At 58.2% G+C, this 24925-nt stretch carries 25 protein-coding genes; 9 read left to right on the forward strand and 16 right to left on the reverse strand.

What is annotated here, in order from left to right; all coding sequences use genetic code 11:
* Positions 1-97 precede the first annotated feature (97 nt).
* Positions 98-1216 carry an alanine dehydrogenase gene (gene ald, locus AC2FH9_RS11595; RefSeq protein WP_271948547.1) on the forward strand — a complete coding sequence of 373 codons (1119 nt, stop codon included), beginning with the start codon at positions 98-100 and terminating at the stop codon, positions 1214-1216.
* Between the two features lie 194 nt (positions 1217-1410).
* Here the strand turns inward: ald and AC2FH9_RS11600 are convergent, their stop codons facing one another.
* Together AC2FH9_RS11600 and mscL are read right to left on the reverse strand one after the other, a co-directional pair.
* Positions 1411-2220: a mechanosensitive ion channel family protein gene (locus tag AC2FH9_RS11600; RefSeq protein WP_496696599.1), complete on the reverse strand. Its 810-nt coding sequence runs from the start codon at positions 2218-2220 to the stop codon at positions 1411-1413.
* A 98-nt stretch (positions 2221-2318) separates the two neighbouring features.
* Positions 2319-2747 carry a large conductance mechanosensitive channel protein MscL gene (mscL, locus tag AC2FH9_RS11605; protein ID WP_142635318.1) on the reverse strand — a complete coding sequence of 143 codons (429 nt, stop codon included), beginning with the start codon at positions 2745-2747 and terminating at the stop codon, positions 2319-2321.
* Positions 2748-2881: 134 nt separating this feature from the next.
* Between mscL and AC2FH9_RS11610 the strand changes: the two genes are divergently transcribed.
* Complete coding sequence (locus tag AC2FH9_RS11610; RefSeq protein WP_142635316.1) at positions 2882-3580, forward strand: glutathione S-transferase family protein; 699 nt, start codon at positions 2882-2884, stop codon at positions 3578-3580.
* 36 nt (positions 3581-3616) lie between these two features.
* On the opposite strand, the gene AC2FH9_RS11615 is transcribed toward AC2FH9_RS11610, so the two are convergent.
* The 11 genes from AC2FH9_RS11615 to AC2FH9_RS11665 all read right to left on the reverse strand — a co-directional run bounded on the left by AC2FH9_RS11615 (position 3617) and on the right by AC2FH9_RS11665 (position 14579).
* Entirely contained in the window at positions 3617-4066 is a 450-nt protein-coding gene (locus tag AC2FH9_RS11615; protein WP_271948554.1) for a YtoQ family protein, read from the reverse strand.
* A 62-nt stretch (positions 4067-4128) separates the two neighbouring features.
* Positions 4129-5088, reverse strand: coding sequence for a hypothetical protein (locus tag AC2FH9_RS11620; protein WP_496871612.1), 960 nt, complete (start codon positions 5086-5088; stop codon positions 4129-4131).
* A gap of 263 nt (positions 5089-5351) precedes the next feature.
* Complete coding sequence (gene pheT / locus AC2FH9_RS11625; RefSeq protein ID WP_496871615.1) at positions 5352-7748, reverse strand: phenylalanine--tRNA ligase subunit beta; 2397 nt, start codon at positions 7746-7748, stop codon at positions 5352-5354.
* An 85-nt stretch (positions 7749-7833) separates the two neighbouring features.
* The gene (locus tag AC2FH9_RS11630; RefSeq protein WP_496871617.1) at positions 7834-8241 is read right to left on the reverse strand and encodes a cupin domain-containing protein; all 408 of its coding nucleotides are present in this window, start codon (positions 8239-8241) and stop codon (positions 7834-7836) included.
* A gap of 67 nt (positions 8242-8308) precedes the next feature.
* A complete protein-coding gene (locus AC2FH9_RS11635; RefSeq protein ID WP_496871619.1) occupies positions 8309-9100 on the reverse strand; it encodes a CE1 family esterase in 792 nt (263 codons plus the stop codon).
* Between the two features lie 238 nt (positions 9101-9338).
* The gene (locus tag AC2FH9_RS11640) at positions 9339-9908 is read right to left on the reverse strand and encodes a hypothetical protein (protein ID WP_496871620.1); all 570 of its coding nucleotides are present in this window, start codon (positions 9906-9908) and stop codon (positions 9339-9341) included.
* Positions 9905-10978 (reverse strand): phenylalanine--tRNA ligase subunit alpha, encoded by a 1074-nt coding sequence (gene pheS, locus AC2FH9_RS11645; RefSeq protein WP_281972601.1) that lies wholly within the window; start codon positions 10976-10978, stop codon positions 9905-9907. Before pheS ends, AC2FH9_RS11640 begins: the two co-directional genes overlap by 4 nt.
* A 70-nt stretch (positions 10979-11048) precedes the next feature.
* The gene (locus tag AC2FH9_RS11650; protein ID WP_496676701.1) at positions 11049-12419 is read right to left on the reverse strand and encodes a glutamate--cysteine ligase; all 1371 of its coding nucleotides are present in this window, start codon (positions 12417-12419) and stop codon (positions 11049-11051) included.
* Positions 12420-12484: 65 nt separating this feature from the next.
* Complete coding sequence (locus tag AC2FH9_RS11655; RefSeq protein WP_271948569.1) at positions 12485-13012, reverse strand: hypothetical protein; 528 nt, start codon at positions 13010-13012, stop codon at positions 12485-12487.
* Entirely contained in the window at positions 13009-13857 is an 849-nt protein-coding gene (locus AC2FH9_RS11660; RefSeq protein WP_496871625.1) for a GNAT family N-acetyltransferase, read from the reverse strand. The genes AC2FH9_RS11655 and AC2FH9_RS11660 overlap by 4 nt, the downstream gene beginning before the upstream one ends.
* Complete coding sequence (locus AC2FH9_RS11665) at positions 13854-14579, reverse strand: 16S rRNA (uracil(1498)-N(3))-methyltransferase (RefSeq protein ID WP_496701827.1); 726 nt, start codon at positions 14577-14579, stop codon at positions 13854-13856. The genes AC2FH9_RS11660 and AC2FH9_RS11665 overlap by 4 nt, the downstream gene beginning before the upstream one ends.
* Positions 14580-14591: 12 nt before the next feature.
* On the opposite strand from AC2FH9_RS11665, the gene ubiA reads away from it, so the two are divergent.
* From ubiA to AC2FH9_RS11680, 3 genes are all read left to right on the forward strand, one after another.
* The gene (gene ubiA, locus AC2FH9_RS11670) at positions 14592-15554 is read left to right on the forward strand and encodes a 4-hydroxybenzoate octaprenyltransferase (RefSeq protein WP_496871632.1); all 963 of its coding nucleotides are present in this window, start codon (positions 14592-14594) and stop codon (positions 15552-15554) included.
* A 65-nt stretch (positions 15555-15619) separates the two neighbouring features.
* A complete protein-coding gene (locus AC2FH9_RS11675) occupies positions 15620-17518 on the forward strand; it encodes an OmpA family protein (protein WP_496696535.1) in 1899 nt (632 codons plus the stop codon).
* A gap of 1 nt (position 17519) precedes the next feature.
* Complete coding sequence (locus AC2FH9_RS11680; RefSeq protein WP_142635291.1) at positions 17520-17840, forward strand: hypothetical protein; 321 nt, start codon at positions 17520-17522, stop codon at positions 17838-17840.
* 130 nt (positions 17841-17970) lie between these two features.
* On the opposite strand, the gene AC2FH9_RS11685 is transcribed toward AC2FH9_RS11680, so the two are convergent.
* Entirely contained in the window at positions 17971-18372 is a 402-nt protein-coding gene (locus AC2FH9_RS11685) for a carboxymuconolactone decarboxylase family protein (protein WP_496749969.1), read from the reverse strand.
* A 469-nt stretch (positions 18373-18841) separates the two neighbouring features.
* Positions 18842-19801 carry a hydroxymethylbilane synthase gene (gene hemC, locus AC2FH9_RS11690; protein WP_271948580.1) on the reverse strand — a complete coding sequence of 320 codons (960 nt, stop codon included), beginning with the start codon at positions 19799-19801 and terminating at the stop codon, positions 18842-18844.
* A gap of 107 nt (positions 19802-19908) precedes the next feature.
* Here hemC and hemE point away from each other — a divergent pair, with 107 nt between their 5' ends.
* Positions 19909-20943 (forward strand): uroporphyrinogen decarboxylase, encoded by a 1035-nt coding sequence (gene hemE, locus AC2FH9_RS11695; protein ID WP_271948582.1) that lies wholly within the window; start codon positions 19909-19911, stop codon positions 20941-20943.
* On the opposite strand, the gene AC2FH9_RS11700 is transcribed toward hemE, so the two are convergent.
* Entirely contained in the window at positions 20940-22034 is a 1095-nt protein-coding gene (locus AC2FH9_RS11700) for a CaiB/BaiF CoA transferase family protein (RefSeq protein ID WP_496871635.1), read from the reverse strand. The genes hemE and AC2FH9_RS11700 overlap by 4 nt on opposite strands.
* Before the next feature lie 154 nt (positions 22035-22188).
* Between AC2FH9_RS11700 and AC2FH9_RS11705 the strand changes: the two genes are divergently transcribed.
* The 3 genes from AC2FH9_RS11705 to AC2FH9_RS11715 all read left to right on the forward strand — a co-directional run bounded on the left by AC2FH9_RS11705 (position 22189) and on the right by AC2FH9_RS11715 (position 24787).
* On the forward strand, positions 22189-23118 hold the full coding sequence (locus AC2FH9_RS11705) for an ABC transporter ATP-binding protein (RefSeq protein WP_142635285.1): 930 nt from the start codon (positions 22189-22191) through the stop codon (positions 23116-23118).
* Positions 23115-23876, forward strand: coding sequence for an ABC transporter permease (locus AC2FH9_RS11710; protein WP_271948588.1), 762 nt, complete (start codon positions 23115-23117; stop codon positions 23874-23876). The genes AC2FH9_RS11705 and AC2FH9_RS11710 overlap by 4 nt, the downstream gene beginning before the upstream one ends.
* A gap of 113 nt (positions 23877-23989) precedes the next feature.
* Positions 23990-24787 (forward strand): S49 family peptidase, encoded by a 798-nt coding sequence (locus AC2FH9_RS11715; RefSeq protein WP_496871637.1) that lies wholly within the window; start codon positions 23990-23992, stop codon positions 24785-24787.
* Positions 24788-24925: the final 138 nt, after the last annotated feature.

Below are 24925 nucleotides of genomic sequence, written 5' to 3' on the forward strand. Positions count from 1 at the left end.
GATTTTCCCGAAGAAAAGCCGGAATGCGGGCAGAGTTTCACAGAAATTGCACCCGAAACCGCCCATTATTTAGGCAGTTTAGGAACGGAGAGACCTAATGAAAATCGGTTGCCCCAAAGAAATCAAGCCGCAGGAATTCCGTGTCGGCATGACGCCCAACGCCGCACAAGAGGCGGTGTCTCGTGGCCATGACGTGATAATCGAAAACGGAGCTGGCATTGGCGCCGGGTTTGATAACGATGATTACGTCGCCGCAGGTGCCCGCATCGTGGACAGTGCAGAAGAAGTTTTTGCCACCGCAGAGATGATTGTCAAAGTCAAAGAACCCCAGGCGGGCGAACGCAAGATGCTGCGTGAAGGGCAGCTTTTGTTCACCTACCTGCATCTGGCCCCGGATCCGGATCAGACCCATGACCTGCTGGAATCGGGCTGTACGGCTATCGCCTATGAGACAGTGACCGATGCAAATGGAGGTCTGCCCCTGCTTGCACCCATGTCCGAGGTTGCGGGCCGTCTGGCACCACAGGTCGGATCTTGGACGCTGCAAAAGGCCAATGGCGGCCGCGGAGTTCTGATGGGTGGCGTCCCCGGCGTTGGTCCAGCAAAAGTTGTGGTTATCGGTGGGGGCGTCGTCGGCACCCATGCCGCCAAGATCGCCGCAGGTATGGGCGCGGATGTGACGGTACTGGACCGGTCCCTGCCCCGGCTGCGTTATCTGGACGACGTGTTCGGCGGTCAGTTCAAGAACCAGTATTCAACTGCAGGTGCGACCGCGGAGCTGATCCAGACAGCCGACATGGTGATTGGCGCTGTGCTGATCCCGGGTGCGGCAGCGCCGAAACTGGTGACGCGCGCGCAGCTGTCCACCATGAAACCCGGCGCGGTTCTGGTGGATGTTGCCATCGACCAGGGCGGCTGTTTTGAAACCTCTAAGGCCACAACCCATGCGGACCCGATCTATGAAGTTGACGGCGTCATGCATTACTGCGTGGCCAACATGCCCGGCGCGGTTGCAAGAACATCAACAATAGCACTGGGCAACGCCACAATGCCCTTCATGCTGGCGCTGGCGGATAAAGGATGGAAACAGGCCTGTCAGGATGATCCGCACCTGCTGGCTGGCTTGAACGTTCACGCCGGCCAACTCACCTATTATGCGGTTGGCAAAGCGCTTGGGATTGACGTGGTATCCCCCAACGTCGTCATCAAATCCTGACGGAAGCCTCCAACCCCTGAAGCGCCCTCTCCCGAGGGCGTTTGCAGCGTTGGGCATAACGCCGCCTCTTCGAAGCGGCGTGACCTGTTCACAGCGTTGAACGGGGCACCAAAAACAACGACGCCGCGCGGTTAGCGCGGCGCCGGGCCCAACCGGAGGAGGGTATTTTAATGCCCGAGCGACGGGCGGGAGCATCATCCCTGTTTCTGGATCTCGACCGAATGCGGGTATGGAATCGAAACGCCTTTTGCATCAAACGCTTCTTTGACTGCTTTGGTCATTTCAAATTTGACATCCCAATAATCGACAGCGGCACACCACAAGCGCGCCGTCAGATCGACCGAGCTGTCCCCCAGATTTGTGACCCGCACCCAGGGCTCGGGATCGCCGTGGATGCGCCCATCAGCCATTGCGAGGTCCAGAATGATTTTCATCGCCGCATCCGCGCTATCGCCATAGTCGATACCAAACACCAAATCTACACGACGCGTCTCGTGTGCCGAGTAGTTGGTGATAACTGACCCCCAAGCCTGGCCATTGGGTACAATGATCTGCACATTGTCGGGGGTCACGAGTTCGGTCGTGAACAGATTCAGATCTTTGACAGTTCCGGCTGTTCCGCCGATGTCGACATATTGGCCAAGCTTATACGGCCGGAAGACAACCAACATCACGCCTGCCGCCAGATCACTAAGTGTACCCTGCAGCGCCAGGCCTATGGCCAGCGAAGCAGCACCCAAAATGGCAACGATACTGGTTGCTTCGATCCCGAAGATGCCCAGAACAGCCACAATTACCATGGCCAGAATGGCCCATTTGATCATGCTGGCGGCAAAATTGCCCAGCGTCGGATCAATATGGGGCGTTTTGTTGATACGGCGGCGAACAACCCCAGCGATCATACCTGCCGCAATCCAGCCCAATATCAGAACAATCAGAGCCTTGCCCGCACTCATCAAGATTGGCACATAGCCATTTGCCATATCCATGGCTTGATTTGCCATTTCCATCGTCTGCTCCAATTCGGGTTTCCTTCTGCTTTCAGATCGTTAATTGAATCCCACCTATCTGGTGGGGTCCTCTTCTGCCGTAACTGCAGGAGTCACTTTTTCAGTGCGTCGCGGATTTCCATCAGGATGTCCAGCTCGCTTGGCCCGGCTGGCGCTTCTTCTTCCGCCGGTGCTTCCTCTTCTGCCGCCTCTTTGACCCGGTTCACCATTTTGACCAGCATGAAAACCACCCAGGCGATGATCAGAAAGTTGATGATCGCCATGATGAACGCACCATATGCAAAAACAGAAGCACCGGTTTCCCGCGCCGCTTCCAAGCTCGCCCCTTCGGCGACATCACCGGCCAGAACGGAGTAGTTGTTGGTGAAATCAACCCCACCCGTGAACAGGCCAATCAATGGATTGATCAGATCGCCAACAAGCGACGTAACAATTGCGGTAAATGCGGCTCCAATGATGATACCCACCGCCATATCCATGACATTGCCTTTGGCAATGAATGTCTTGAACTCCTGGAACATAACATCCCTCTTTCCCTGTTGTCATTTTTATGCGCCTAAACGCACGGCAACTGTGCGCTAATTGCACTATAAAATGTATGTTTTTATGGGAAATCGTGACTATTTTTCCCCAATCGGCTTATTCAGGAGACCCCATGACACATTTTGCGTCTTATTCCATTACAGACAAATGGCCCGCCAAAGACCCTTCGGTCATTCAGCTCTATTCTTATCCGACACCTAATGGCGTCAAAGCCTCGATCATGCTTGAGGAAACCGGCCTGCCCTACGAGGCGCATCTGGTCACGCTTGCGGATGCGGATGTCAAAAGCTCCGAGTTCCTGTCGCTGAACCCCAACAACAAAATCCCTGCAATCATTGACCCGAACGGTCCTGATGGACATCCCCTGGGCCTGTTCGAAAGCGGTGCGATCCTGTTGTATCTGGCCGAGAAGTCAGGGAAATTCATGGGTCAGACACAAAGCGACAGACATCGCATTACCCAATGGCTCATGTTCCAGATGGGTGGAATTGGTCCCATGCTTGGGCAACTTGGCTTCTTCCACAAATTCGCCGGGAAAGAGATCGAAGATCCGCGCCCCCGTGAGCGTTATCTCAACGAGGCAAAGCGGCTGTTAAATGTCGTGAACAATCAACTTGATGGCCAGGAATGGATCGCCGGGGATTACTCGATCGCCGACATTGCAATCGTCCCCTGGCTGCGCGGGTTGGATTTTTATGGTGCCCGAGACATTGTTGGCTGGGATGAGTACGCAAATCTCCAACCTTATCTTGATCGGTTTCTTGCGCGTCCTGCCGTTCAGCGCGGGCTGCAGATTCCTTCCCCAGGTTAACACGTGTGGGGTGAGGCAATACCTCACCCCATCCATTTAGCTTGGAAGCTTACCCGTCAGAACATACCGCAGCACATCCACCACCTGCGAGGGATGTTCAGCAACAGCCAGGGCGGCTGCATCCACCTCTTTCAACGCGTGCTGATGATCTGGCCCGTGCACTACGATGATCGACTTGCCCAAAGCCGCCGCATATCCCGCGTCAAAGGCTGCGTTCCATTGCTTGTATTGATCGCCAAAGCGGACGACCACGACATCCGCGTCTGAAATGCCCTTGCGGGTTCGGATCGCATTGACCATCGCACCCTTGTGGTCATGCCAATACTTGTTTGGCTCGGACCCCAAAATTGCAACGCCGCAATCGTCGCTGGCTTCGTGAACCGTGACAGGGCTGTTGAACGAAATGTCCAACCCTTTCGCCCCGTCAATGATCTGCTCGCGCCAGTCGGTGTGTATCTCTCCGGACAGGTAGACGTTCAGGCCCATTGATTTCTCCTTTGATTTTATTGGCGACCCTAAAGACAAAATGGACCTGACCCAAGGGGGGCTCAGAAAGCCAGCCGCCAAAACACCGGCTGCCCGTTGGGAACTGCCCTACGGGCCGCGCTGCGCTGCTTGCTTTCCAGAAACCCCGGCATCTCGGATGTTGGCTCGAACCCGAAACTGCTGGGCAAACGGGTATAGATCGACCGAGGCGGCAACCGTCCCCAGGTGATCCCTTTCAGCTGCGCGCCCGGTTCTGGCTGGTGCATCCAGACTTCGCGAATGGCGAATTCGTCGCGCAGCAGCACCAACACTGCCAACATCATGACCTCAGCCCATATTTTCGCATATTTCTGCTGCAGCGCCTGCTCGTATTCACGCGTCAGACGCAACTCACGCGACCGGGGCGCCCGGCATTGCAGTCGACGCCGGGCATGGCCGACAAAGCGCAACCAGTCGGACTGAATTTCTTCAATCAGACAATAGCCACTTGTTAAATCTATATCCAAGCGGCACCAGGCCAGAGTCGGACGGCCATGCGTGCGTACTGGGTGCCAACAGCTTTGGAACGCACCCACCGCCGCGCGCTGTTCGAATTTCCACAACAGCTCGGCATGCTCGGTCGGGAAGCCCAACTGCACCACAAGGTTATGCGCCTTGCGCGTGGTTTGTTCACCCGACCAGCGCTCAAAGCTCAGGCAGAAATCCAGCCATTCGGACTGATAGACCGCTTCTAAACAATGGAACGCCGCAGGGCTTAGCCCCTCCAGACGCACGGCGCGATCCGCATGGGCCACGGCCAGCACATCGTGCCGCCGCAAAACCCCGCCGCACTGCGCGATCATGGGTTTCAGCAAAGGACGCGCCAGCAAACGGGACAGCCCCGATTGCTTTAGATCCGAAACCGACATTTCGGCCTCCATCGACTGGCACAGCAACCAGGGGCTTTGCCGGTCGGTATAATAGTAGAATGGCATCTCTTCCGGCAGAATCTGCCGGATCATCGAGATGTCTTGGCGTTTCATGACAACTCTCCAACGGGAAACAGGCCCGCCGGTCAGTTGGCGGGCAATCAGGGTTTGGGCATTGCTTTTGCGAGGCTGGGATCTGGCATTGGGCCGACTCCGGATTGTGATTGCATCAGGGGGCTGGACTTACGGCCAGGGGGTGATTCCACTCAACCCCTGGATTTTCAGGACGCAGGGACGTTGCAGCACGGCAACACTGGCGTCTGAGAAACGAGAAAAGCGCGCCGAAGGGCGCGCTTTGCATTTGGATTACGGTCGCGTTAGCCGCGCAGAACGCCGCCCGTTGCCTTGGAAACCTTGGCGATGATCTTCTCGGCCACCGCTTCGATGTCTTTTTCTTTCAGGGTCACATCTGTTGGCTGCAGCCGAACGGTGATGGCCAGAGATTTCTTGCCCTCACCCAGGCTTCCGCCAATAAACTCATCAAAGACGCGCACATCTTCGATCAGCGCCTTGTCGGCCCCGGCAGCGGCATTCACCAGCGTCAGTGCCTCGACGCCTTCATCGACGACAAAGGCAAAGTCACGCTCGACCGCCTGCAGATCGCGCAGCTCCAGCGCCGCGCGGGTCGCCCCGGATTTACGCGGAAGAGGCACCTCATCCGGCCAGATAGTGAAAGCCACCGCCGGGCCCTTGATGTCCATCGCCTGCAACACACGCGGATGCAACTCGCCGAAAACGCCCAGTACCTTTTTCGGACCCAGACAAATTTTGCCGTGCCGACCCGGATGCCACCAGGCGTCGCCCTCGCGTAGGATCTGAACCTTGGCGGGTGCGCCGATGGCGGCCAAAACGGCCTCGGCATCTGCCTTGGCGTCGAACACATCCGCCGGGCGTGTGGCGCTATGCACATCCTTGGGGCCGTCGCGACCGACCAGCAAGCCGGCAATCTGGATTTTCTGATCGCCTGGCTCGCCGTCGTGAAAAACTGGGCCAACTTCAAACAGCGCCACATCCGCATAGCCGCGCGCCTGATTGCGGGCAGCCGCTTGCAACAGCCCCGGCAGCAGATCGGGGCGCATATGGCTCATCTCGGACGAAATCGGGTTTTCCAACTGCGTCGCTTCGTCGCCACCGCCAAACAGCGCTGCGGATGTCTGATCAATGAATGTATAGCTGACGCATTCGTTATAACCCAATGCGGCACAGGTGCGGCGCGCCATCGACTGGCGGCGCTGAGTAGCTGTCATAACCGGTTTCGGAATGCCATCAGTGACCCTCGGCAGCGGCTTGCCCTGAAGCTTGGTCAGGGAGGCAATTCGTGCGACCTCTTCCACCAGATCAGCCTCGCCCATGACATCGGGGCGCCAGCTGGGGACATGGGCCATCTCGCCTTCAAGGCGGAAACCCAGACGGGTCAGGGTCTGGCGCTGCTCGCTTTCGGGAATGACCATCCCGACCAGCGATTGCACCCGGGCCGAGTCCAACTTGTAGGATCGCGCATGGTTTGGCGCTTTGCCTGCCTCAACCACTTTAGAGACCTCGCCACCGCAGATATCCAGGATCATCTGCGTTGCATGTTCCAATCCTTCCAGCGTGTATTCCGGGTCGACGCCGCGCTCGAATCGGTACCGCGCATCCGAGTTGATTTTCAATGCCCGGCCTGTCAGTGCAATTTGCACATGATCCCAGAACGCGCTTTCGAGGAAGACGTTCACGGTACCCTCGGTACAGCCGGTTTCTTCACCGCCCATGATCCCTGCAATGGATTCCGGGCCGTTGTCGTCCGAAATCACCATCATGCCCGGTTGCAGCGTGTATTCCTTTTCGTCCAACGCCACCAGCTTTTCGCCGCCCTTGGCCCTATGTACGCGCAGGTTGCCCTGAACCTTGTCCGCATCAAAGACATGCAGCGGGCGGTTCTGGTCGAAGGTCATATAGTTGGTGATATCCACCAAGGCCGAGATCGGACGCAGGCCGATCGCCTTCAACTGATCCTGCAGCCACTGCGGGCTGGGGCCGTTCTTGACACCCTTGATCAGACGCCCGGTAAAATGCGGTGCTCCGTCCAGCGTGTCATCATCAATCGTCACCTTGATCGGGCTGACGAAATCGCCCGGCACCGGCACATAGTCGCGCTCTTTCAGCGTGCCGACCCCGCGTGCCGCCAGATCGCGCGCGATCCCGGCGACGCCCAACGCATCGGGGCGGTTCGGGGTGATCGCAATCTCGATCATCGGATCGACCTTTGCGGGATCATTCTCGGCCAGCCAGTCAACGAACTGATCGCCGACCTCACCCGAGGGCAGCTCGATGATGCCGTCATGCTCTTCCGATAGCTCCAGCTCGCGCTCCGAGGCCATCATGCCAAAGCTTTCGACACCGCGGATCTTGCCGACGCTGATGGTGATGTCCAGGCCCGGAATATACATGCCCGGTTTGCATACCACGACAGTGATACCTTCGCGCGCATTGGGCGCGCCGCAGATGATCTGCAGATCTCCCTCATCCGTCGCAACCGTACAGACCCGCAGCTTGTCGGCATCAGGGTGCTGTTCGGCATGGGTCACTTTTCCCAGCGTAAAGCCCGCCAATCGGTCCGCCGGATTGACGATCTCTTCGACTTCGAGCCCCAGATCGGTCAGCGTTTCGGCGATCTCATCGACCGACGCGTCAGTGTCCAGGTGATCCTTGAGCCAGGAAAGGGTGAATTTCATCGGTCGTATTCCGCATAATCTTGGGTCAGCCCGCGTGTAACGGATATTCAGACAAGGGGAAAGAGGCCGTGTGCCACATGATCACCTACTGTTCGGCAACTGTGTTGGCGACGCTATCCGATCCGGCAAACACCGCCAAAATCCGCGCGATGCTTTCGCCCGTATTCGCCCCCACATGCGGGGATCGGAACGCTTCGACAAAGGCATCACCGGTTTTGTAGGTCTTTGTCCCCGCCGCGCCGTAATCGACAGTGATTTCCCCTTCCAGCACATAGGCCACCAGCGGAGCATTATGTCGGTGACTACCGGTCACCTGACCCGGCTGCATGGTAATGATGGCCATGGTGATCTGCGGTGTGCCGCCCGGGTATTCCAGTGGCTCTCCGATCACGGACTTGTCCGTTTGCACCAAAACATTAACAGGCGGATAGGCGTCGCGCGCCAGGGCAGAGGTCGCGGTCAGGATCGCGGCGGTCACCAGCAGGGGTTTCATCGGGCAAGGCTCCTTGGTCAGATGGCCTGCGCAGATGACCGCGGATGTTAGGGGGCTGTCAAACAGATCAGGGATAGGCTGGAGGGCGCCCGGCCAGCTCATCCAACTGCCAGCCGATCCAGCCATGAGGGATGAAATGACCGCCCGGATGCGTGTCCAGCGTGACGCGGCCCTGTGCGCAATCGGTCCACTCCACGCGGCTGAGGGTCAGGAAAGGCTTCACGCTCCAATCGCCACGCGGGGTTGCACCGTTGCAGTCGAACTTCGCTTTCCACAACGCCACCGGATAGGTCGTGTCCCCGCCCGGCCCCAAGGGAAAATCCATCACCGTGTCATCCAACCCATGCACATGTCGCACCTGGCGCGGGGCTTGCGGGCAATCCTCGGTCTGGCGAATGCTGCCAGCCACCGCCAGCAGGGCCGCAATATCATCGCCGGATTGACAGACAAAGCGCCACGCCATCGCACCGCCATAAGAATAGCCCGAGACATAGATGCGATCCGGGTCGATCGGATAGCGCGTCGCCACATCCTCTAGCACCCGATCGGCAAAGGGGACGTCATCAGTGTCGGACGTCCAGAAATCCCAGCTTTTGCCGCGCCCGTTCGGGGCCACCAGCAGCACGCCGCGCAGTTTGGTGGCCCCTGCGATCCTTTCGTGGTTGACCACCACATCCCCCTGCCGCGCCCAGCCGTGGAAATGCAGCAATACCGGCAGAGGGCTTTCGCCGTCCCAGCCATCGGGTTCAAGCACATGATAGGAACGGTCGCCCAGCGGGCAGGCTGTGTCGCCGTGGCAGCCATTTGCTGCAGCTTGGAGCGGGAGAAGGAAAAACAGGCAGGTCAGAATCCGAAACATAACTCGGAGCCTACCCGGCCAGCGCACGAAGTCACGTCACAACCCCGTGGGAGGCTGAAACAAGCCGCGCCATAGCCAGACCGCGGGATGGCGATCCTCGGGAAGTGGTGGGCACTTTATGCCAGCCAAATCCGTGCACTGTTCGAGCGTTGTGCTAGGCGGAGACAAATCGCCAGCCCGTGCGGGCGGTCTGGCTATGGCGCGGCGGCCTATCGGCCTTTGCTCCGCGCTGGGACTTCTAGCTGCGTTTGCTAGCCAAAATCGCTAGGTCTAATTTGAAGCCCAAATCTTCTCCATTAAGTTCATTTCTCGCAGCGTTGACAGCACTCTGAAAATCTCTGTTTGCTGCCCAAATTACATCTGAAAACTCATCGACACTTACATCATCTGTTTCGTGCTTTTCAGACATTTTATTCGCGAGAATTGAAGCTGACTTGTATAGCGCCCACATTGCTGCCGCGGTTTTCTGGTCGGCAAAAATCAGAACTTCGTTTAAAGCTGATTTACAATCTGCAAATGCCTTGAGCTTGTCATTTTGGCTCTCGTAAAGTCTTTGATTGACGATAAGATCGACGCTTTTGAGATAGTCCCGATAAACTGATCGCTTTTCTTCATCGATCTTGATGTCGCGGTCTTTGTCCTTTTGAATAGGATAGACTTTCTTGGCAATGTGCAACGCAGTGAAAGAAGCAATGAGTGCTGCAGTAAAAGTAAACAGCCCTTGTACAACCCGAGGGTCGAAACTTGCTAGCCAATAGAAATCACGGCACACATTTTCACATGCCGTGATCACTTCCACTTCACTCAACGCGACAAACCGCCATGCAGATTCGGCATATCCAGCGCCGCAAACCCATAGTGCCGCAGCCAGCGCAGGTCGCTGTCAAAGAACGCTCGCAAATCCGGGATGCCGTATTTCAGCATCGCCAGACGGTCGATGCCAATCCCGAACGCAAAGCCCTGATAGACCTCGGGATCAATGCCACCGGCGGCAATCACTTTGGGGTGGACCATGCCGGAACCCAGAATCTCCATCCAGTCGTCGCCCTCGCCGATCTTCAGCTGGCCGTTATCCCAAGAACAGCGGATATCGACCTCGGCCGATGGCTCGGTGAAGGGGAAATGCGAGGCGCGGAAGCGCAGCTCAACATCGTCGACCTCGAAGAACGCCTTCACGAACTCTTCCAGAACCCATTTCAGGTTCGCCATCGAGATGTCTTTGTCGATGGCCAGCCCTTCGACCTGATGGAACATCGGCGTGTGGGTCTGATCATAATCGGCGCGATAAACGCCGCCCGGACAAATGATGCGGATCGGCGCGCCCTGCAGCTCCATTGAGCGGATCTGGACCGGCGAAGTATGGGTGCGCAGCACATGCGGCGGGCGCTCGTCGCCCTCGGCACGGTGCATATAGAACGTGTCCATCTCGGCGCGCGCGGGGTGGTGGCCGGGGATGTTTAGCGCGTCGAAATTGTGCCAATCGGTCTCAATCCGCGGCCCTTCGGCCACCGAGAAACCCAGTTCGGCAAAGATCGCAGTCAATTCCTCGGTCGCCTGGCTGACCGGGTGGATCGAGCCCTGACGGCGCGCACGGGTCGGCAGGGTGACGTCCAGCCATTCGGTGCGCAGACGTTCATCCAGCGCGGCATCGGCAAGACCGGCTTTCTTGGCGGCCAGGGCCGAGTTGATCTCATCCTTCAGGGCGTTCAGCGCGGGGCCTGCGACCTGACGTTCCTCGGGGGTCATCTTGCCCAACTCGCGCATCTTCAGCGCGACCTCGCCCTTTTTGCCCACGGCGGCGACGCGGATCGCCTCAAGCGCGTTCTCATCGCCCGCCTCGGCGATTTGCCCCAGATATTTTGCCTTAAGATCGTCCATGACGCCCTCTGAATTTGGTCGCCAACCTGCTATCGGCCCCGCCCCGCGAATGCAAGCGGGACGCGGTGGGTCAATAGCTGTATTCGGGATAAATTCGAGTCAGATCGCCGTTCCAGTCGCCATTGTAGTGTTCCAGCAACTCATCCGCCGGAACCTTGCCGGTATCGAGGCTTTCCTTGAGCGCGTTCAGGAAATGCGTCTCATCCGGCACCAGACCACCGGCGCCGGGATAGGCCCGGGCCTTGAGACCACTTTCCGAGATCGCAACCACTTCGCGAGCAAGATCATGCATGTTGATGTCGCCAACCCGCGCCTGCAGGCCATTGACGGCTGCCTGAACGCGCAGTTCCTCGCGCGTTTCAGCATCCCAGCCCTTGACCAGATCCCAGGCCGCATCCAGCGCGCCCTGATCATAGGTCAGGCCAACCCAGAAGGCAGGCAGCGCACACAGACGTCGCCATGGGCCACCATCCGCGCCGCGCATCTCCATGAATTTCTTGATCCGCGCCTCGGGGAAGGCGGTGGTCAGGTGATCGGCCCAATCGGACAGAGTAGGTGTTTCACCCGGCAGCGCGGGCAGTTTGCCCTGCAGGAAATCGCGGAAGGACATGCCCAGCGCGTTGATATACTGGCCATCGCGATAGACAAAGTACATCGGCACATCCAACGCGTATTGCACGTAGCGCTCGAACCCAAAGCCTTCTTCGAACACAAAGGGCAACATACCGGTGCGTGCATCGTCCAGATGCCGCCAGATATGGCTGCGCCAGCTTTTCTGGCCGTTGACCTGTCCTTCGAAGAAGGGTGAATTGGCAAACAGCGCCGTCGCCACAGGCTGCAAAGCCAGCGCCACGCGCAGTTTCTGCACCATGTCGGCCTCGGACCCAAAGTCGATATTGACCTGAACCGTGCAAGTGCGCCGCATCATGGCGCGGCCCATGGAGCCTACTTTTTCCATGTAATCGTTCATCAGCCGATAACGGCCTTTGGGCATCAGAGGCATCTGCTCATGGGTCCAGATCGGAGCCGCGCCCAGACCGATAAAGCCCACGCCGATCTCATCCGCGATATCCTTGACCTCGCGCAAGTGGGTGTTCACCTCGTCGCAGGTCTCGTGGATGGTTTCCAGCGGAGCGCCCGACAATTCCAGAGCGCCGCCCGGTTCAAGGCTGACATTGGCACCGTCTTTTTCCAGACCGATCAGATGCCCGGCCTCGCGCACCTCGGCCCAGCCATGGCGATCACGCAGCCCTTCAAGCACAGCCACGATCGACCGTGTGCCTTCGAATGGCAGCGGTTTCAGTGAGTCTTTACAATAGCCGAACTTTTCATGTTCGGTTCCGATACGCCAATCGGCTTTGGGCTTGCAGCCCGCTTCCAGATATTCGGCAAGTTGCTCGTGGCGTTCGATCGGTCCGCCGCCGGACTGGGGGATGGACATGAACCGTGCTCCGATCCTGATGTGTCTGTCTTGTTGGTCAGTCGTGGTCGCAAACGACGGCGGTGTCAATGCAACCGCATATGCGCAGGGCGCATCGGCTGACGCTCCCAAATTACTACGGGATGGACGGCCCCACCGTTCAATTCCGACAACATATGTTCTGTTTTCAACCCCGGTAGCGCCGAGAACACGTCAAACAGCGCTTCGGCCCCTTCGGCATTCACAGGAATGTGAAGTGTCGGCTGGCCAGGCTGTTCCAACACCCAATGCGCCGGATTCGAGGATGGGTCCAACGCCAACCGTTCGATTTCCCGCGTCGCTACCATGCCACCGTCCAGCGGGCCAAAATAGGATATCTGGCCTTCGTCGATGGTCACAACTCCGGGGCCACCGACGCCGGTGCGAAACCTGGCGCGCTGAACCCCGATCACGGCCAGTGCAACCGACACCGCCACCAAAACCCAGCCCAACCAGCCCAGCAACCCACCCGGGCCGCTGATCCAGCTGAGGCCAACCAACAGAATGACACCGGCAACCAGCACTTCGCGCCAGCGCCACAGGGCCAGTTTCGCTTCGGGTCGGATGAAACTCATGCGGTATCCTCTGGGTTTATGAACAGGATGAGCGAGTACTGCCCCGCGGATTGAAAACCGATACCGATATAAGCACGCGCAGCGGAATCGGAAGCCGCAAACAAAACCGCGCGTTTCGCACCCGTACGGCGCGCCTCCTCCAGATGCAGCGCGACGGCCAGACGCGCATATCCACGGCCGCGCATTTCACGAGGTGTAAAGACCCCACCAATCTGCACGACTTCTTGCAAGCGCGCGTTAAAACCAGTCATGGCGACAGGCCGATCGTCGACCAGCAACACACGATGAGAATCACGTGCGGTATAGGCGTCGCAATCCAAGCCAGCCTGTTTTTGCGCTCGTGACGAATTGAATTCCATTGCTTCGATCAGGTAGTCAGACCGCCACCTTTCGACGATTTCACGATCAAACGCACCCAAAGGCACCAATTCTGCGCTTGTAGCATCCGGAATAGTAAGCTGTTCCAAATCCAGCGTGAAACCCGGTTCATCGCTGTTCAGCGTTGCCGGCCGTTCCTCCCACCCCGCAAGACGCATGATCCGGCGGGCCTGTGTTGCCTCAGCCGCCATTCCAAACAAGGCACGCCCCCGGATCAGATCAATCGCAGCGGCCAGTTCTTCATCCGTGCAATCGGGGCATTGCGGTAAAACCATGCCCTCATTCGTGATGGAGAACGCCGCACGGGGTTCGTCGCCCAACACCCAGATATTAACGGCACGTCGGTCCGTGCCCCGCAATCCAAAATCACGCAGATTGGCCAAGGGGAACATCGACGTCTGAATGTGGCGCATTAGAAACTGGTCGATCTTCGGTAGATCCGCCTCCTGCGCGAGACGCCAAATCATGACCAGTCCCCCAACGCCTGCTGCCACATGGTCAGAGCCGCAACGGCTGCTGTATCCGCGCGCAGGATACGCGGGCCAAGACTGACGACATGGGCATAGGGTAAGGCGGTCAGCCGGGCGCGTTCACGTTGGGAAAAGCCGCCCTCGGGTCCGATAAGGATCGCCCATGGCAACCCCTTTTCATTCGCCGCCAGGCGCAGGGCCGAGCCGACCTCGGCCTCGTTACAGAACATCAGTTGACGCCCCTCGGGCCAGCTATCCAGAACTCGGTCCAGCCGCTGCAGATCGGCGACCTCGGGCACAAAGGTACCTCCGCATTGCTCGGCGGCCTCGACCGCGTGGGCTTGCAAGCGGTCCTGGCGGATACGTTCGGAATTGGTGAATTCTGTCTGCACCGGCATGATCCGCGCCGCACCCATTTCCGCCGCCTTTTCAACGATGAAATCGGTGCGTGCCTTTTTGATTGGGGCGAACAGGAACCACAGGTCGGGTGGCCGTTGCAGCGGTTTGGTCTGTTCGACACAGGTCAGTACACCGCCACGCTTTCCCGCTTCGGCCACTTTGGCCTGCCATTCTCCGTCCTGTCCGTTAAACAAGGCAACCTGCCCCCCCAAAGCCAGGCGCATGACACCGAACAGGTAATGTGCCTGCTCGCGCGTCAATTCTACCGATTGCCCCGGACCCAAAGGGTGCTCTACATACAGTCTGATCTTTGCACTCATGAGACCTTACATATGCAAGGCAATGCGCCAACACCAGACGGTCAGGTCGCTGATGCGGTCAGCGGCAACTGGGTCGACACCTATGCGCCGGAATTCTCGCGCCCTTACCTGCGGCTGAGCCGGGCTGATCGGCCTATCGGCACATGGCTGCTGCTGATCCCCTGCTGGTGGGGGCTGGCGCTGGCCATCCTCAGCGACGGCACCCCGCGGTGGGAGGACCTCTGGATCGCCATCGGTTGTGCCATCGGTGCCTTTTTGATGCGCGGCGCGGGCTGCACATGGAATGACATTTCGGACCGCGACTTTGATGCAAAAGTGGAACGGACCCGGTCGCGCCCGATCCCTTCTGGGCAGGTCAGTGTTCGGCAGGCCGCGATCTGGATGGTGCTGCAATGCCTGCTGGCATTGTTGGTTCTGCTGAGCTTCAACCAGGCCGCCATCGCCATGGGCGTGCTGTCCCTGTTGCCCGTCGCTGTCTACCCCTTCGCCAAAAGGTTCACCTGGTGGCCACAGGTATTTCTGGGACTGGCCTTCAACTGGGGCATCCTGCTGACCTGGGCCGCGCATACCGGAACGGTCGGCGGCCCGGCTATCACTCTATACCTGGCCGGCATCGCCTGGACGCTGTTCTACGACACGATCTATGCGCATCAGGACGCCGAGGATGACGAGCTGATCGGTATCAAATCCACCGCCCGCCTGTTCGGGACAAATACTGCGCATTGGTTAAAGTATTTCCTGGTCGCCACTGTATCCCTAATGGCGCTGGCCATTATAGACACCATGACGCGGCAGGCCCCAACTACAGCCATGTTCGTTGCACTTGCCGGACCTTGGGCGATGGGATGGCACATGACGTGGCAACTGCGTGGGCTGGACACTGAAGACAACGCCAAATTACTGCAACTTTTCCGCGCCAATCGTGACACCGGCCTTATTCCGCTGATCTTCCTTTGCATTGCTGTGCTGCTCTGATTGCACCTCGGCGCGGGCCTCTGTAAGAGTCCTGCTCAATAACTTCAGGAGTCGTCTGCCCGCACATGCGCCTGCCCTATTTCCTAGCTGCCTCCCTGATATTCCTCGTTTCGGCCAGCCTGTCGCTTGTGGCCGCAGGATATGCGGTAACCAAAGTCGAAGAAGCGTCGGAACTCGCCGTGCGGCGTGCGCTTGACCTAAAAGGGCATGACTGGGCCGAAGTCGAATCCGATGGCCTGCGCGTTGTCCTGACCGGCACAGCCATTGACGAAGCAACGCGGTTCAATGCGCTGACCGCAGCCGGGACCGAGGTTGATACCTCACGCGTTATTGACGACATGCAGGTCGCCCCCACCCGGCAACTGGCAGCACCGCGCTTTTCCGCTGAAATTTTGCGAAACGACAGCGGTATTTCGATTATTGGTCTGATACCCGCAAGCCAAGACCGCAGCGAGCTGATCGAAAGGTTGCGCCGGATGGACGGCGACACCGTTTCGGACCTGATGGAAACGGCGGATTACCCTATACCCGAAGGCTGGGACGACGCGTTGAACTATGCGCTCGAAGCGTTGACCCGCCTGCCGCGCGCCAAAATATCGGCCAGCCCCGGTTTGGTGAAAATCACCGCCATTGCAGACAGCCTGCGGGAAAAAGAACGACTGGAACAGAGCCTGACCCGCGCAGCACCTCCCAGTTTGCGAATCGGGTTGTCGATCTCGGCTCCGCGCCCCGTAATCACCCCCTTTACACTGCGCTACCTGATTGATGCCAACGGCGGCCAGTTCGATGCCTGCTCGGCCCAGAATGAAAAAGCGCGGGATGCCATCGTCGCTGCTGCCAAAGAGGCAGGCCTTGCCGGCCCGTTTAACTGTACAATCGGATTGGGCGTGCCCTCACCCCGTTGGCCCGAAGCGGCAACGCTCAGCATTCGCGCCCTGTCCGAGATTGGTCAGGGTTCGGTCACGATTTCGGATGCGGATATCACGCTGGTGGCGGCGCAGGGAACAGAGGCTGGGGTCTTTGACCGTGTGGTGGGCGAGCTGGAAAATGCGCTGCCCGAGGTTTTCGCCCTGCACGCCGTCCTGCCCAAAGCCGAAACCGACGACTCCACCGGCCCCCCCGAGTTCTCGACCACGCGCAGCCCCGAAGGGCTGGTCCAAATGCGCGGTCGTCTGAGCAATGAGACATCGCGCGACATGGCCGACAGTTTTGCCCGCGCGGCATTTGGATCGGAACAGGTTTATACCGCCACCCGCATCGCCTCCGACTTACCCGCTGACTGGCCGGTGCGTGTTCTGGCGGGGCTGGAAGCGTTGTCTCTGCTGCATAACGGCGCTCTGACTGTTACCCCTGACGACGTTTCTCTCAGCGGGGTCAGCTACGACCCGGACGCCAAAGCCCGTATCGCCGGATTGCTGTCGGAAAAGCTTGGGGATGCCAAAGGTTTCACCCTTTCGATCACCTATCAAGAGCCGCCGAAACCCGCAGATAGCCTGCCCGACCCGGAGCTGTGCGAAGACCAGCTTGCCGAAGTTCAGGCCAGCAGCAAAATCGCATTCGAACCGGGATCGGCCACGGTTGCCGCGGATTCTCGCGATACAGTGAATCAGATCGCCGAGATTCTGCGCGAATGCGGCCCCATCCGGATCGAAATTCAAGGCCATACAGACAGTCAGGGCCGCGAAGAGATGAACCAGCAGCTTAGCCAGGCGCGGGCTCAGTCGATCCTGAACGAGCTGCGCGGACGCCGCATTCCGACCTCAAGCTATTCGGCCGTGGGATATGGCGAAACGGAACCGATCGCAGACAACGATACCGAGGCTGGCCGAGAAGAAAACCGTCGCATTGAATTCCGCCTGATCCGGCCCGAGCCCATTGCCAATTCCGAGACCGGGCTTGAGGCGCTGGAGGCCGAGACAGAGACGCCAGAAGACGCCGCAGATACCGGCGCAGAGGATCAGTAAGTTGAACAGAATAGAATTCATCATTGCCACCGCCATCATCCTGTTCGCAGCCTTCTGCATGGGGTGGTTCGCCAACTGGCTGGCCCATCGTCTGTCTCGTGTTCGCCAAAGCGACGTCGCCGATCTGGATCGCATGAGCCAGGAATTGCATGAGGCCGAAGAAACCCGCGATCAGGCCATCACCTATCTGCAACAGCGCGAGGCCGAGCTAACCAATCAGCTCACCCAGACCGAGGCGGAACTGGGCGCTGCCATGGACGGGTTGCGCGCTGCGCGGCAGGAGGCCGAAGAATTACGCGGCCGGATCAACAACGCGGACTAAGAGAACTAGAGGAATCGGCAACTTGCGACACCCGCAAATATGGGGCGCCGTTGTGTGTTTCAGACACCTGCCAAACCGGGCCCGAAAATCCCCTCAGCTTGATGCAGCTTGGGCACAGTTCAATTCATGATCATGTCTCAGAGGTTGTTTCTGCCTCGTCCAGAACCTTGCGCGCGACACGAAAGCATTCCAGCGCCTGCGGCACGCCACAATAGATGCCGATCACGTGAATAATGGCCCGGATTTCTTCTTTGCTGACGCCGTTGCTGATGGCGCCGCGACAGTGGAGTTCCCATTCGTGCATCTTGCCCAGCGCGCCGATCATGGACAGGTTCATCATTGACCGGGTCTTGGCGTCAATCACATCGTCGCCCCAGCCGAAACCCCAGCACCAAGCGGTCATTGCCTCTTGAAACGGTCGGGTAAAATCGTCGGCGGCGGCCAGGTTTTTCTCAACATATTCCGCGCCCAGGGTGCTTTTGCGTTGCTCCAGCCCTCTGAGGAACAGATCTTCGTCGAAAGTATCGGCCATCTTGGTCTCCGGTAATCGTCACAATGAAGCGGTGCGCTGATGCACTCTACGCCTCTTACAGGTACTATCAACGCTTGCACTTTACGCCGGTTAAGAAAATGTGACGAATTTTCTAGCCCCTTGGCACGAGGATCATTCCACTGCCCCGCGCATCCAGTCTTGAAGCCAGGCAATTATATGTACTGACATCGCTTCACCAGCGGGCTGCGATTGTGCAAGCGGTTCAAGACGTCGCGGCGATTTAAGACACCCAAAAGTAAACGGGCCGCCGTCTTAATGAGACAGCGGCCCTTACTGACTGAATGTCGGGGTTTGGTCTCGCCCCCTCGAATACCACTTAAAAATGGACAGACTAACAAAAACTTTCGACTTCTTCGAGACCAACCCGATTTCTCAATCGGTGTGCATCCTTAATGCCTGATCTTTGGAAGCGCGACAGTGAACTAGTTCACATTAAATAAATTTTTCTTCAATTCTTCCAATCAAAGAACCCGGGGCCGGCCTTTGTCAGTAGTTTTTCGGCCATTGCGCGCGCCATTTCTGCACCATCACCAATCACGCCAGTGGCGTCTTCAGCGATAGAATCAGACCCGTCCGGGCGCAGGACTTCTCCGCGCAGGCGCAGAATGCCACCACTGATATCAGCCAGCCCGGCAATCGGAGTCTCGCAGGACCCGTCAAGCGCGGCCAGCAAGGCGCGCTCGGCCAAAAGTCGATACCCGGTTTCGCTATGATGAATTGCCTCCAACATCCCTGCAGCACGGGGATCGTCACTGCGACGTTCGATACCGATTGTACCTTGTGCAATGGCGGGCAGCATATCCTCGGGCGAGATAGCAGTTGCGGGAACGTCGTCCATATTCAGGCGCCGGATACCTGCCATCGCCAGAAACGTGCAATCCGCTACGCCATCGGTCAGTTTCTTCAGGCGCGTTTGCACGTTGCCACGGAACTCAACCACATTCAGGTCAGGGCGCCGGTTCAACAGCTGAGCTCGGCGGCGCAAAGACGAGGTGCCAACCACCGCGCCATTGGGCAGGTCATGAATAGAATTCAGGCTGGGCGAAATAAAAGCGTCGCGCACATCTTCGCGCGGCAGGAACGTGTCCAACACAAGACCCGCGGGCTGTTCGACCGGCATGTCCTTGGTCGAATGCACAGCAATGTCGATATCACCTCGCAGCATCGCTTCTTCGATTTCCTTGGTGAACAGGCCTTTGTTGCCGATCTCTTTCAGCGGGCGGTCCGCGTCGATCATCGCGCGATTGTCGCCGGTGGTCTTGATCACCACGATTTCGAATGCATCTTCGGGCAGATCAAAGGCTGTGCCTAACCGCTGCCGGGTTTCATAGGCTTGCGCCAGCGCCAGGGGCGAACCACGGGTGCCGATTTTCAGCGGTGAGGCGGGTGAAGGCAGGGTCAATGTCATGGACACAGCTTTAGTCGCGTCACATTGCCCTGACAATGGGGGCAGAGCTTGACAAATTGCCGCCGAAGGAAGACCCGTTGCCACAAACCAGACGATTGGGGGCACAGATGGCCGAAACAAAGAAACTGCTGCGGGCATTGGCAGGACAGGTGCAGGATGTGCCTCCGATCTGGATGATGCGCCAGGCCGGGCGGTATCTGCCAGAATATCGTGCAACGCGCGCGCAGGCCGGGGATTTCCTGTCTCTGTGCTACAATCCCGAGCTTGCGGCCGAGGTCACATTGCAGCCGATCCGTCGCTATGGGTTCGATGCAGCTATCCTGTTTGCGGATATCCTGCTGGTACCACAGGCGCTGGGTGCGGACCTTTGGTTTGTCACCGGTGAAGGCCCGCGTTTGTCGACCATCACGCAGCAATCCGAGTTTGATGCGCTGAAATCGGTCGAGGATATCCACGAAACACTCTCGCCAGTCTATGAGACAGTGCGCATCCTGTCACAGGAGTTGCCGTCCGAGACAACCTTGATCGGTTTTGCTGGCGCGCCGTGGACAGTGGCGACCTACATGATCGCCGGACGCGGCACCCCGGATCAAGGCCCCGCCCATGCGCTGCGCGAGGGGAATACTGCGCTGTTCGAAGCGTTGCTGGACCGGATCACGCTGGCCACGATCGAATATCTTTCAGCCCAGATCGAGGCCGGGGCCGAGGTAGTCAAGATATTCGACAGCTGGGCCGGATCGCTGAAGGGTGAGGCGTTCCGCAAATATGCGGTCGAGCCGTGCCGCGTAATCACCCAGGCCATCAAGGAACGTCACCCCGGCATCCCGGTGATCGGATTCCCGCGAGAGGCCGGAGATGGCTATATCGGGTTCGCCAAAACCACGGGGGTTGATTGCGTCGCGCTGGACAATTCGGTCTCGCCGGAATGGGGCGCCGAGCATGTCCAGGTGGATGGTTGCGTACAGGGCAATCTGGCATCGTCGCATATGGTGACCGGCGGTCAAGCGCTGGTGGACGAGACCCGGCGGATTGTCGATGCATTCTCCAAAGGGCCGCATATCTTCAATCTGGGTCATGGCATCACGCCCGATGCCGATCCCGACAACGTTCAGCGTATGATCGACGCAGTGCGCAACCGCTAGGCTTTGGGTCGGGCGTCCAGCTCGGTCAGTATGTCTTGTGTATGATCTCCGCGGCGCGGGCTGGGTCTGGGCTTCCACTCCCGCTCGGAAAACCGCGGCGCGGCGGCGGCCTGTAGCATACCGTCGGGGGCAAGCCAGGTCTGGCGTGCTGTGTTCATGGCATGGTTCTGCGCCTCGGACGGATTGAGCACTGGTGCAACACAGGCGTCACTTGCTGCAAACAGCGCCGCCCAATGATCACGTGGTTTGCCAGCAAAGATTTCAGCCAGTCGCCGGGTCAGCGCGGACCAGGTGGAAGCATCATATTGCTGCCGAAATTCGGGATCGCTAGACAGGTCCAATATCTGCAGGAACTCGGCATAGAATTTCGGCTCCAGGCACTGCACCGCCACAAATCCACCATCAGAGCAGGCATAGGTTCGGCTCCAATGGGGACCGTCCAGAAGGCTGTGTCCGCGAGTATCTGTCAGGTTTCCGGTTTGGCGCAGGCTCATCAGCAGGTTCATCATATGGGCCGAGCCATCATAGATGGCGGCGTCCACGACCGAGCCCTTTCCTGTGCGTGCCGCATTCAGCAATCCGGCCAGAATGCCCGCGACCAGATACATGGCACCGCCACCGATATCACCCACCAAAGTGGCCGGGGTTTGCGGCGGTTGGTCCGGTTGCGACGCGTACCAGAGCGCCCCGGACAGGGCGATGTAGTTCAGATCGTGCCCGGCATTCTTGGACAAGGGGCTGTTCTGTCCCCAACCCGTCATACGGCCATAAATCAGCTTTGGGTTCAGATCGCGACAGATATCAGGGCCAAGGCCCAGCTTTTCCATCACACCGGGTCGAAACCCTTCGATCAGTGCATCAGCCGTGGCGATCAGGCGCCGGGCCACATCCAGATCGGCCGGGTCTTTGAGGTTCAGGCTGATCGACCGCTTGCCCCGATCCAGAACTGACTGTTCGGGCATGCCCGGAGTCGCGGCCTGACCCTTGCGGTGGATGGTGATCACATCTGCACCAAGATCGGCCAACAGCATGGCGGCAAAGGGACCGGGGCCCAAGCCCTCGATTTCGATGATCCGAATTCCACTTAACATACCAGTCCTCCTGCCCGCGCAGGGTTTCGGGGCCAGCCAGAAAATGCAAGCCCGGACTGGAAAGGCCAATTGGAAAGCTGAGCAAAATGTGTGAATTGGGCCTGTTCTGTGGCTAACTCGCAGGGTAGTGTCGCCGCCAGAACGGGGGAGGCGCATGACAACAATTCTGTCCATCAGGGATTTGCGAAAGTCCTATGCCGGAGGTTTTGAGGCGCTAAAGGGCGTGTCTCTGGACATCGAGCAGGGAGAAATCCTGGCTCTTCTGGGTCCCAACGGTGCAGGCAAGACCACGCTGATTTCGACGGTGTGTGGAATAACGACGCCAACCTCAGGAAGCGTGACCGTCGGCGGCCACGATATCCAGACTGATTTTCGCGCAGCCCGCCGGATGATCGGTTTGGTTCCGCAGGAAATCGCGCTCGAACCCTTTGAAAAGGTCTGGAACACTGTGCGATTGTCGCGCGGGCTGTTCGGGCTTGGGCAGAACAACGCACGTATCGAAGAAATTCTGCGAAAATTGTCTTTGTGGGAAAAACGCAAAAACGCAATCAAAGAACTATCGGGCGGTATGAAACGTCGGGTTCTGATCGCAAAAGCGCTGGCACACGAGCCACGTGTTCTGTTTCTGGACGAGCCGACCGCAGGTGTTGATGTCGAACTGCGCAAAGACATGTGGGAAATCGTGGCCGAGTTGAAGCAGGCCGGTGTCACCATCATTCTAACCACCCACTACATCGAAGAGGCCGAGGCCATTGCCGACCGTGTCGGTGTCATCGACAAGGGTGAACTGCTACTGGTTCAGGACAAGGACACTTTGATGGCGCAGATGGGAAAGAAGCAGATCGAAGTCATGCTGACCCAGCCCATTCAAACCGTCCCCGACAGTCTGGCCGCACACAATCTCAAACTGAATGGCAAGGGTGACGCGCTGGTTTATACCTACGACACAAACGCCGACCGCACTGGCATCACCACCCTGTTGAACGATGTGGCCGAGGCCGGACTGATTTTACGCGATGTACAAACGCGTCAGTCTAGCCTTGAAGAGATCTTTGTCAATATGGTGTCGGGAGAAGCCACATGAACTGGTCCGCCATTACTGCCATCTACCGGTTCGAAATGGCCCGGTTCTTCCGCACCCTTGCGCAAAGCTTCATATCTCCGGTCCTGTCGACATCGCTGTATTTCGTTGTCTTTGGCACGGCGATTGGCAGCCGGATACAAGAGGTCGAAGGCGTATCCTATGGTGCGTTCATCGTTCCGGGGCTGGTCATGTTATCTGTTGTGACGCTGTCGATCTCGAACGCCTCTTTCGGGATCTATTTCCCAAAGTTTCTGGGAACGATATATGAGCTTCTTTCGGCGCCGGTGAATTTCATCGAGATCGTCATCGGCTATGTCGGAGCAGCGGCGACAAAGTCGCTGTTTGTGGGTGTCGTGATCCTTGTGACCTCTGCATTCTTTGTGGATTTGCGTATTGAACACCCGCTTGCCATGGTGACATTTCTGGTCCTGACCTGCCTCAGCTTTTCCTTGCTGGGCTTCATCATCGGCATCTGGGCCAGCAATTTCGAGCAGATGTCTTTGGTTCCGCAACTCGTGGTGACACCGCTGATCTTTCTGGGCGGTACCTTTTATTCGATTTCGATGCTGCCCCCGCTGTGGCAGACCATCACCCTGTTCAACCCGGTCGTCTATCTGATCTCGGGCTTTCGCTGGTCGTTTTACGGCCTGGCCGATGTGCCGATCATGTTCAGCCTTTTGGCCATACTGGCGTTTACCGGCGTGTGTCTGGGCATCATCGGATGGATCTTCAAAACTGGCTGGCGCATCCGGAGTTAGGCCATGCACGGCGTTGCATTTTTGCCCATCACCTTCAGTAAATACGTTCACGCGACCGATAACGGTCAGCCGCTCCCTTGTTTACCGCGTGGGCGCACTCTACATCGGCACCCATGAAGGTCAGCCTGCCGTTTCTCAAAAAACAGCCAACCGTTTCGGTCGTGCGCTTATCGGGTGCAATCGGCATGTCCGGGCGCGGGTCGATGTCTGACACAACTCTGGCACCGGTTCTCGAAAAAGCATTTCGCAAAGGCAAACCTGCCGCCGTCGCACTTGAGGTCAACTCGCCCGGCGGATCCCCGGTCCAAAGCTCATTGATCGGTGCGCGCATTCAGCGTCTGTCGAAAGAATTGGATGTTCCCGTTTTCGCATTTGTCGAGGATGTGGCAGCTTCGGGTGGCTATTGGTTGGCAGCGGCAGCTGATGAGATTTACGCCGATGACAGTTCGGTACTGGGTTCGATTGGCGTGATCTCTTCGGGGTTCGGCGCACATCTTTTCCTTGAGAGGCAGGGTTTCGAACGGCGAGTGCACACGGCGGGTCATTCGAAATCCATGTTGGATCCCTTTGCCCCGGAAAAACCCGAAGATGTCGCAAGGCTTGAAGGCCTGCTACGCGATATCCACGAAAACTTCACTGCTCATGTCAAAGCACGACGCGGGGCAAAGCTTGAAACGGGTGCTGATCTGTTCACTGGCGAAGTCTGGCTGGCACGCCGCGCACATGAACTTGGCCTGATCGACGGCATCGCGCATCTCAAACCCAAAATGCAGGACCTATTTGGCAATAAAGTAAAATTCCGCCGTTACGGGCTGCGCAAGCCATTCTGGTCACGGTTCGGCGCCTCCTTGGCACAGGACGCGGTTGCCGGACTTGAGGAGCGTGCCGCATACGCACGTTTCGGTTTGTAACGTGATTATCAAGATCGTGACCCTCTTTTTGATTGCCATGGGCGTCCTGGCAATGTTCGGCAAACTGCGGTTCCCGGGGCAGAAAAAACTGCAATCCGCAAGATGCCCGCGCTGTCATCGGTTCAGGATCGGCAAAGG

Source organism: Ruegeria sp. CDSC081, from assembly GCF_059610485.1.

What these genes read in the sequence shown, in the direction of transcription:
- ald (WP_271948547.1), top strand. Translation starts at nt 98, where the DNA reads ATGAAAATCGGTTGCCCCAAAGAAATCAAGCCGCAGGAATTCCGTGTC.
- AC2FH9_RS11600 (WP_496696599.1), bottom strand. Translation starts at nt 2,220, where the DNA reads ATGGCAAATCAAGCCATGGATATGGCAAATGGCTATGTGCCAATCTTG.
- mscL (WP_142635318.1), bottom strand. Translation starts at nt 2,747, where the DNA reads ATGTTCCAGGAGTTCAAGACATTCATTGCCAAAGGCAATGTCATGGAT.
- AC2FH9_RS11610 (WP_142635316.1), top strand. Translation starts at nt 2,882, where the DNA reads ATGACACATTTTGCGTCTTATTCCATTACAGACAAATGGCCCGCCAAA.
- AC2FH9_RS11615 (WP_271948554.1), bottom strand. Translation starts at nt 4,066, where the DNA reads ATGGGCCTGAACGTCTACCTGTCCGGAGAGATACACACCGACTGGCGC.
- AC2FH9_RS11620 (WP_496871612.1), bottom strand. Translation starts at nt 5,088, where the DNA reads ATGAAACGCCAAGACATCTCGATGATCCGGCAGATTCTGCCGGAAGAG.
- pheT (WP_496871615.1), bottom strand. Translation starts at nt 7,748, where the DNA reads ATGAAATTCACCCTTTCCTGGCTCAAGGATCACCTGGACACTGACGCG.
- AC2FH9_RS11630 (WP_496871617.1), bottom strand. Translation starts at nt 8,241, where the DNA reads ATGAAACCCCTGCTGGTGACCGCCGCGATCCTGACCGCGACCTCTGCC.
- AC2FH9_RS11635 (WP_496871619.1), bottom strand. Translation starts at nt 9,100, where the DNA reads ATGTTTCGGATTCTGACCTGCCTGTTTTTCCTTCTCCCGCTCCAAGCT.
- pheS (WP_281972601.1), bottom strand. Translation starts at nt 10,978, where the DNA reads ATGGACGATCTTAAGGCAAAATATCTGGGGCAAATCGCCGAGGCGGGC.
- AC2FH9_RS11650 (WP_496676701.1), bottom strand. Translation starts at nt 12,419, where the DNA reads ATGTCCATCCCCCAGTCCGGCGGCGGACCGATCGAACGCCACGAGCAA.
- AC2FH9_RS11655 (WP_271948569.1), bottom strand. Translation starts at nt 13,012, where the DNA reads ATGAGTTTCATCCGACCCGAAGCGAAACTGGCCCTGTGGCGCTGGCGC.
- AC2FH9_RS11660 (WP_496871625.1), bottom strand. Translation starts at nt 13,857, where the DNA reads ATGATTTGGCGTCTCGCGCAGGAGGCGGATCTACCGAAGATCGACCAG.
- AC2FH9_RS11665 (WP_496701827.1), bottom strand. Translation starts at nt 14,579, where the DNA reads ATGAGTGCAAAGATCAGACTGTATGTAGAGCACCCTTTGGGTCCGGGG.
- ubiA (WP_496871632.1), top strand. Translation starts at nt 14,592, where the DNA reads ATGCAAGGCAATGCGCCAACACCAGACGGTCAGGTCGCTGATGCGGTC.
- AC2FH9_RS11675 (WP_496696535.1), top strand. Translation starts at nt 15,620, where the DNA reads ATGCGCCTGCCCTATTTCCTAGCTGCCTCCCTGATATTCCTCGTTTCG.
- AC2FH9_RS11685 (WP_496749969.1), bottom strand. Translation starts at nt 18,372, where the DNA reads ATGGCCGATACTTTCGACGAAGATCTGTTCCTCAGAGGGCTGGAGCAA.
- hemC (WP_271948580.1), bottom strand. Translation starts at nt 19,801, where the DNA reads ATGACATTGACCCTGCCTTCACCCGCCTCACCGCTGAAAATCGGCACC.
- hemE (WP_271948582.1), top strand. Translation starts at nt 19,909, where the DNA reads ATGGCCGAAACAAAGAAACTGCTGCGGGCATTGGCAGGACAGGTGCAG.
- AC2FH9_RS11700 (WP_496871635.1), bottom strand. Translation starts at nt 22,034, where the DNA reads ATGTTAAGTGGAATTCGGATCATCGAAATCGAGGGCTTGGGCCCCGGT.
- AC2FH9_RS11705 (WP_142635285.1), top strand. Translation starts at nt 22,189, where the DNA reads ATGACAACAATTCTGTCCATCAGGGATTTGCGAAAGTCCTATGCCGGA.
- AC2FH9_RS11710 (WP_271948588.1), top strand. Translation starts at nt 23,115, where the DNA reads ATGAACTGGTCCGCCATTACTGCCATCTACCGGTTCGAAATGGCCCGG.
- AC2FH9_RS11715 (WP_496871637.1), top strand. Translation starts at nt 23,990, where the DNA reads ATGAAGGTCAGCCTGCCGTTTCTCAAAAAACAGCCAACCGTTTCGGTC.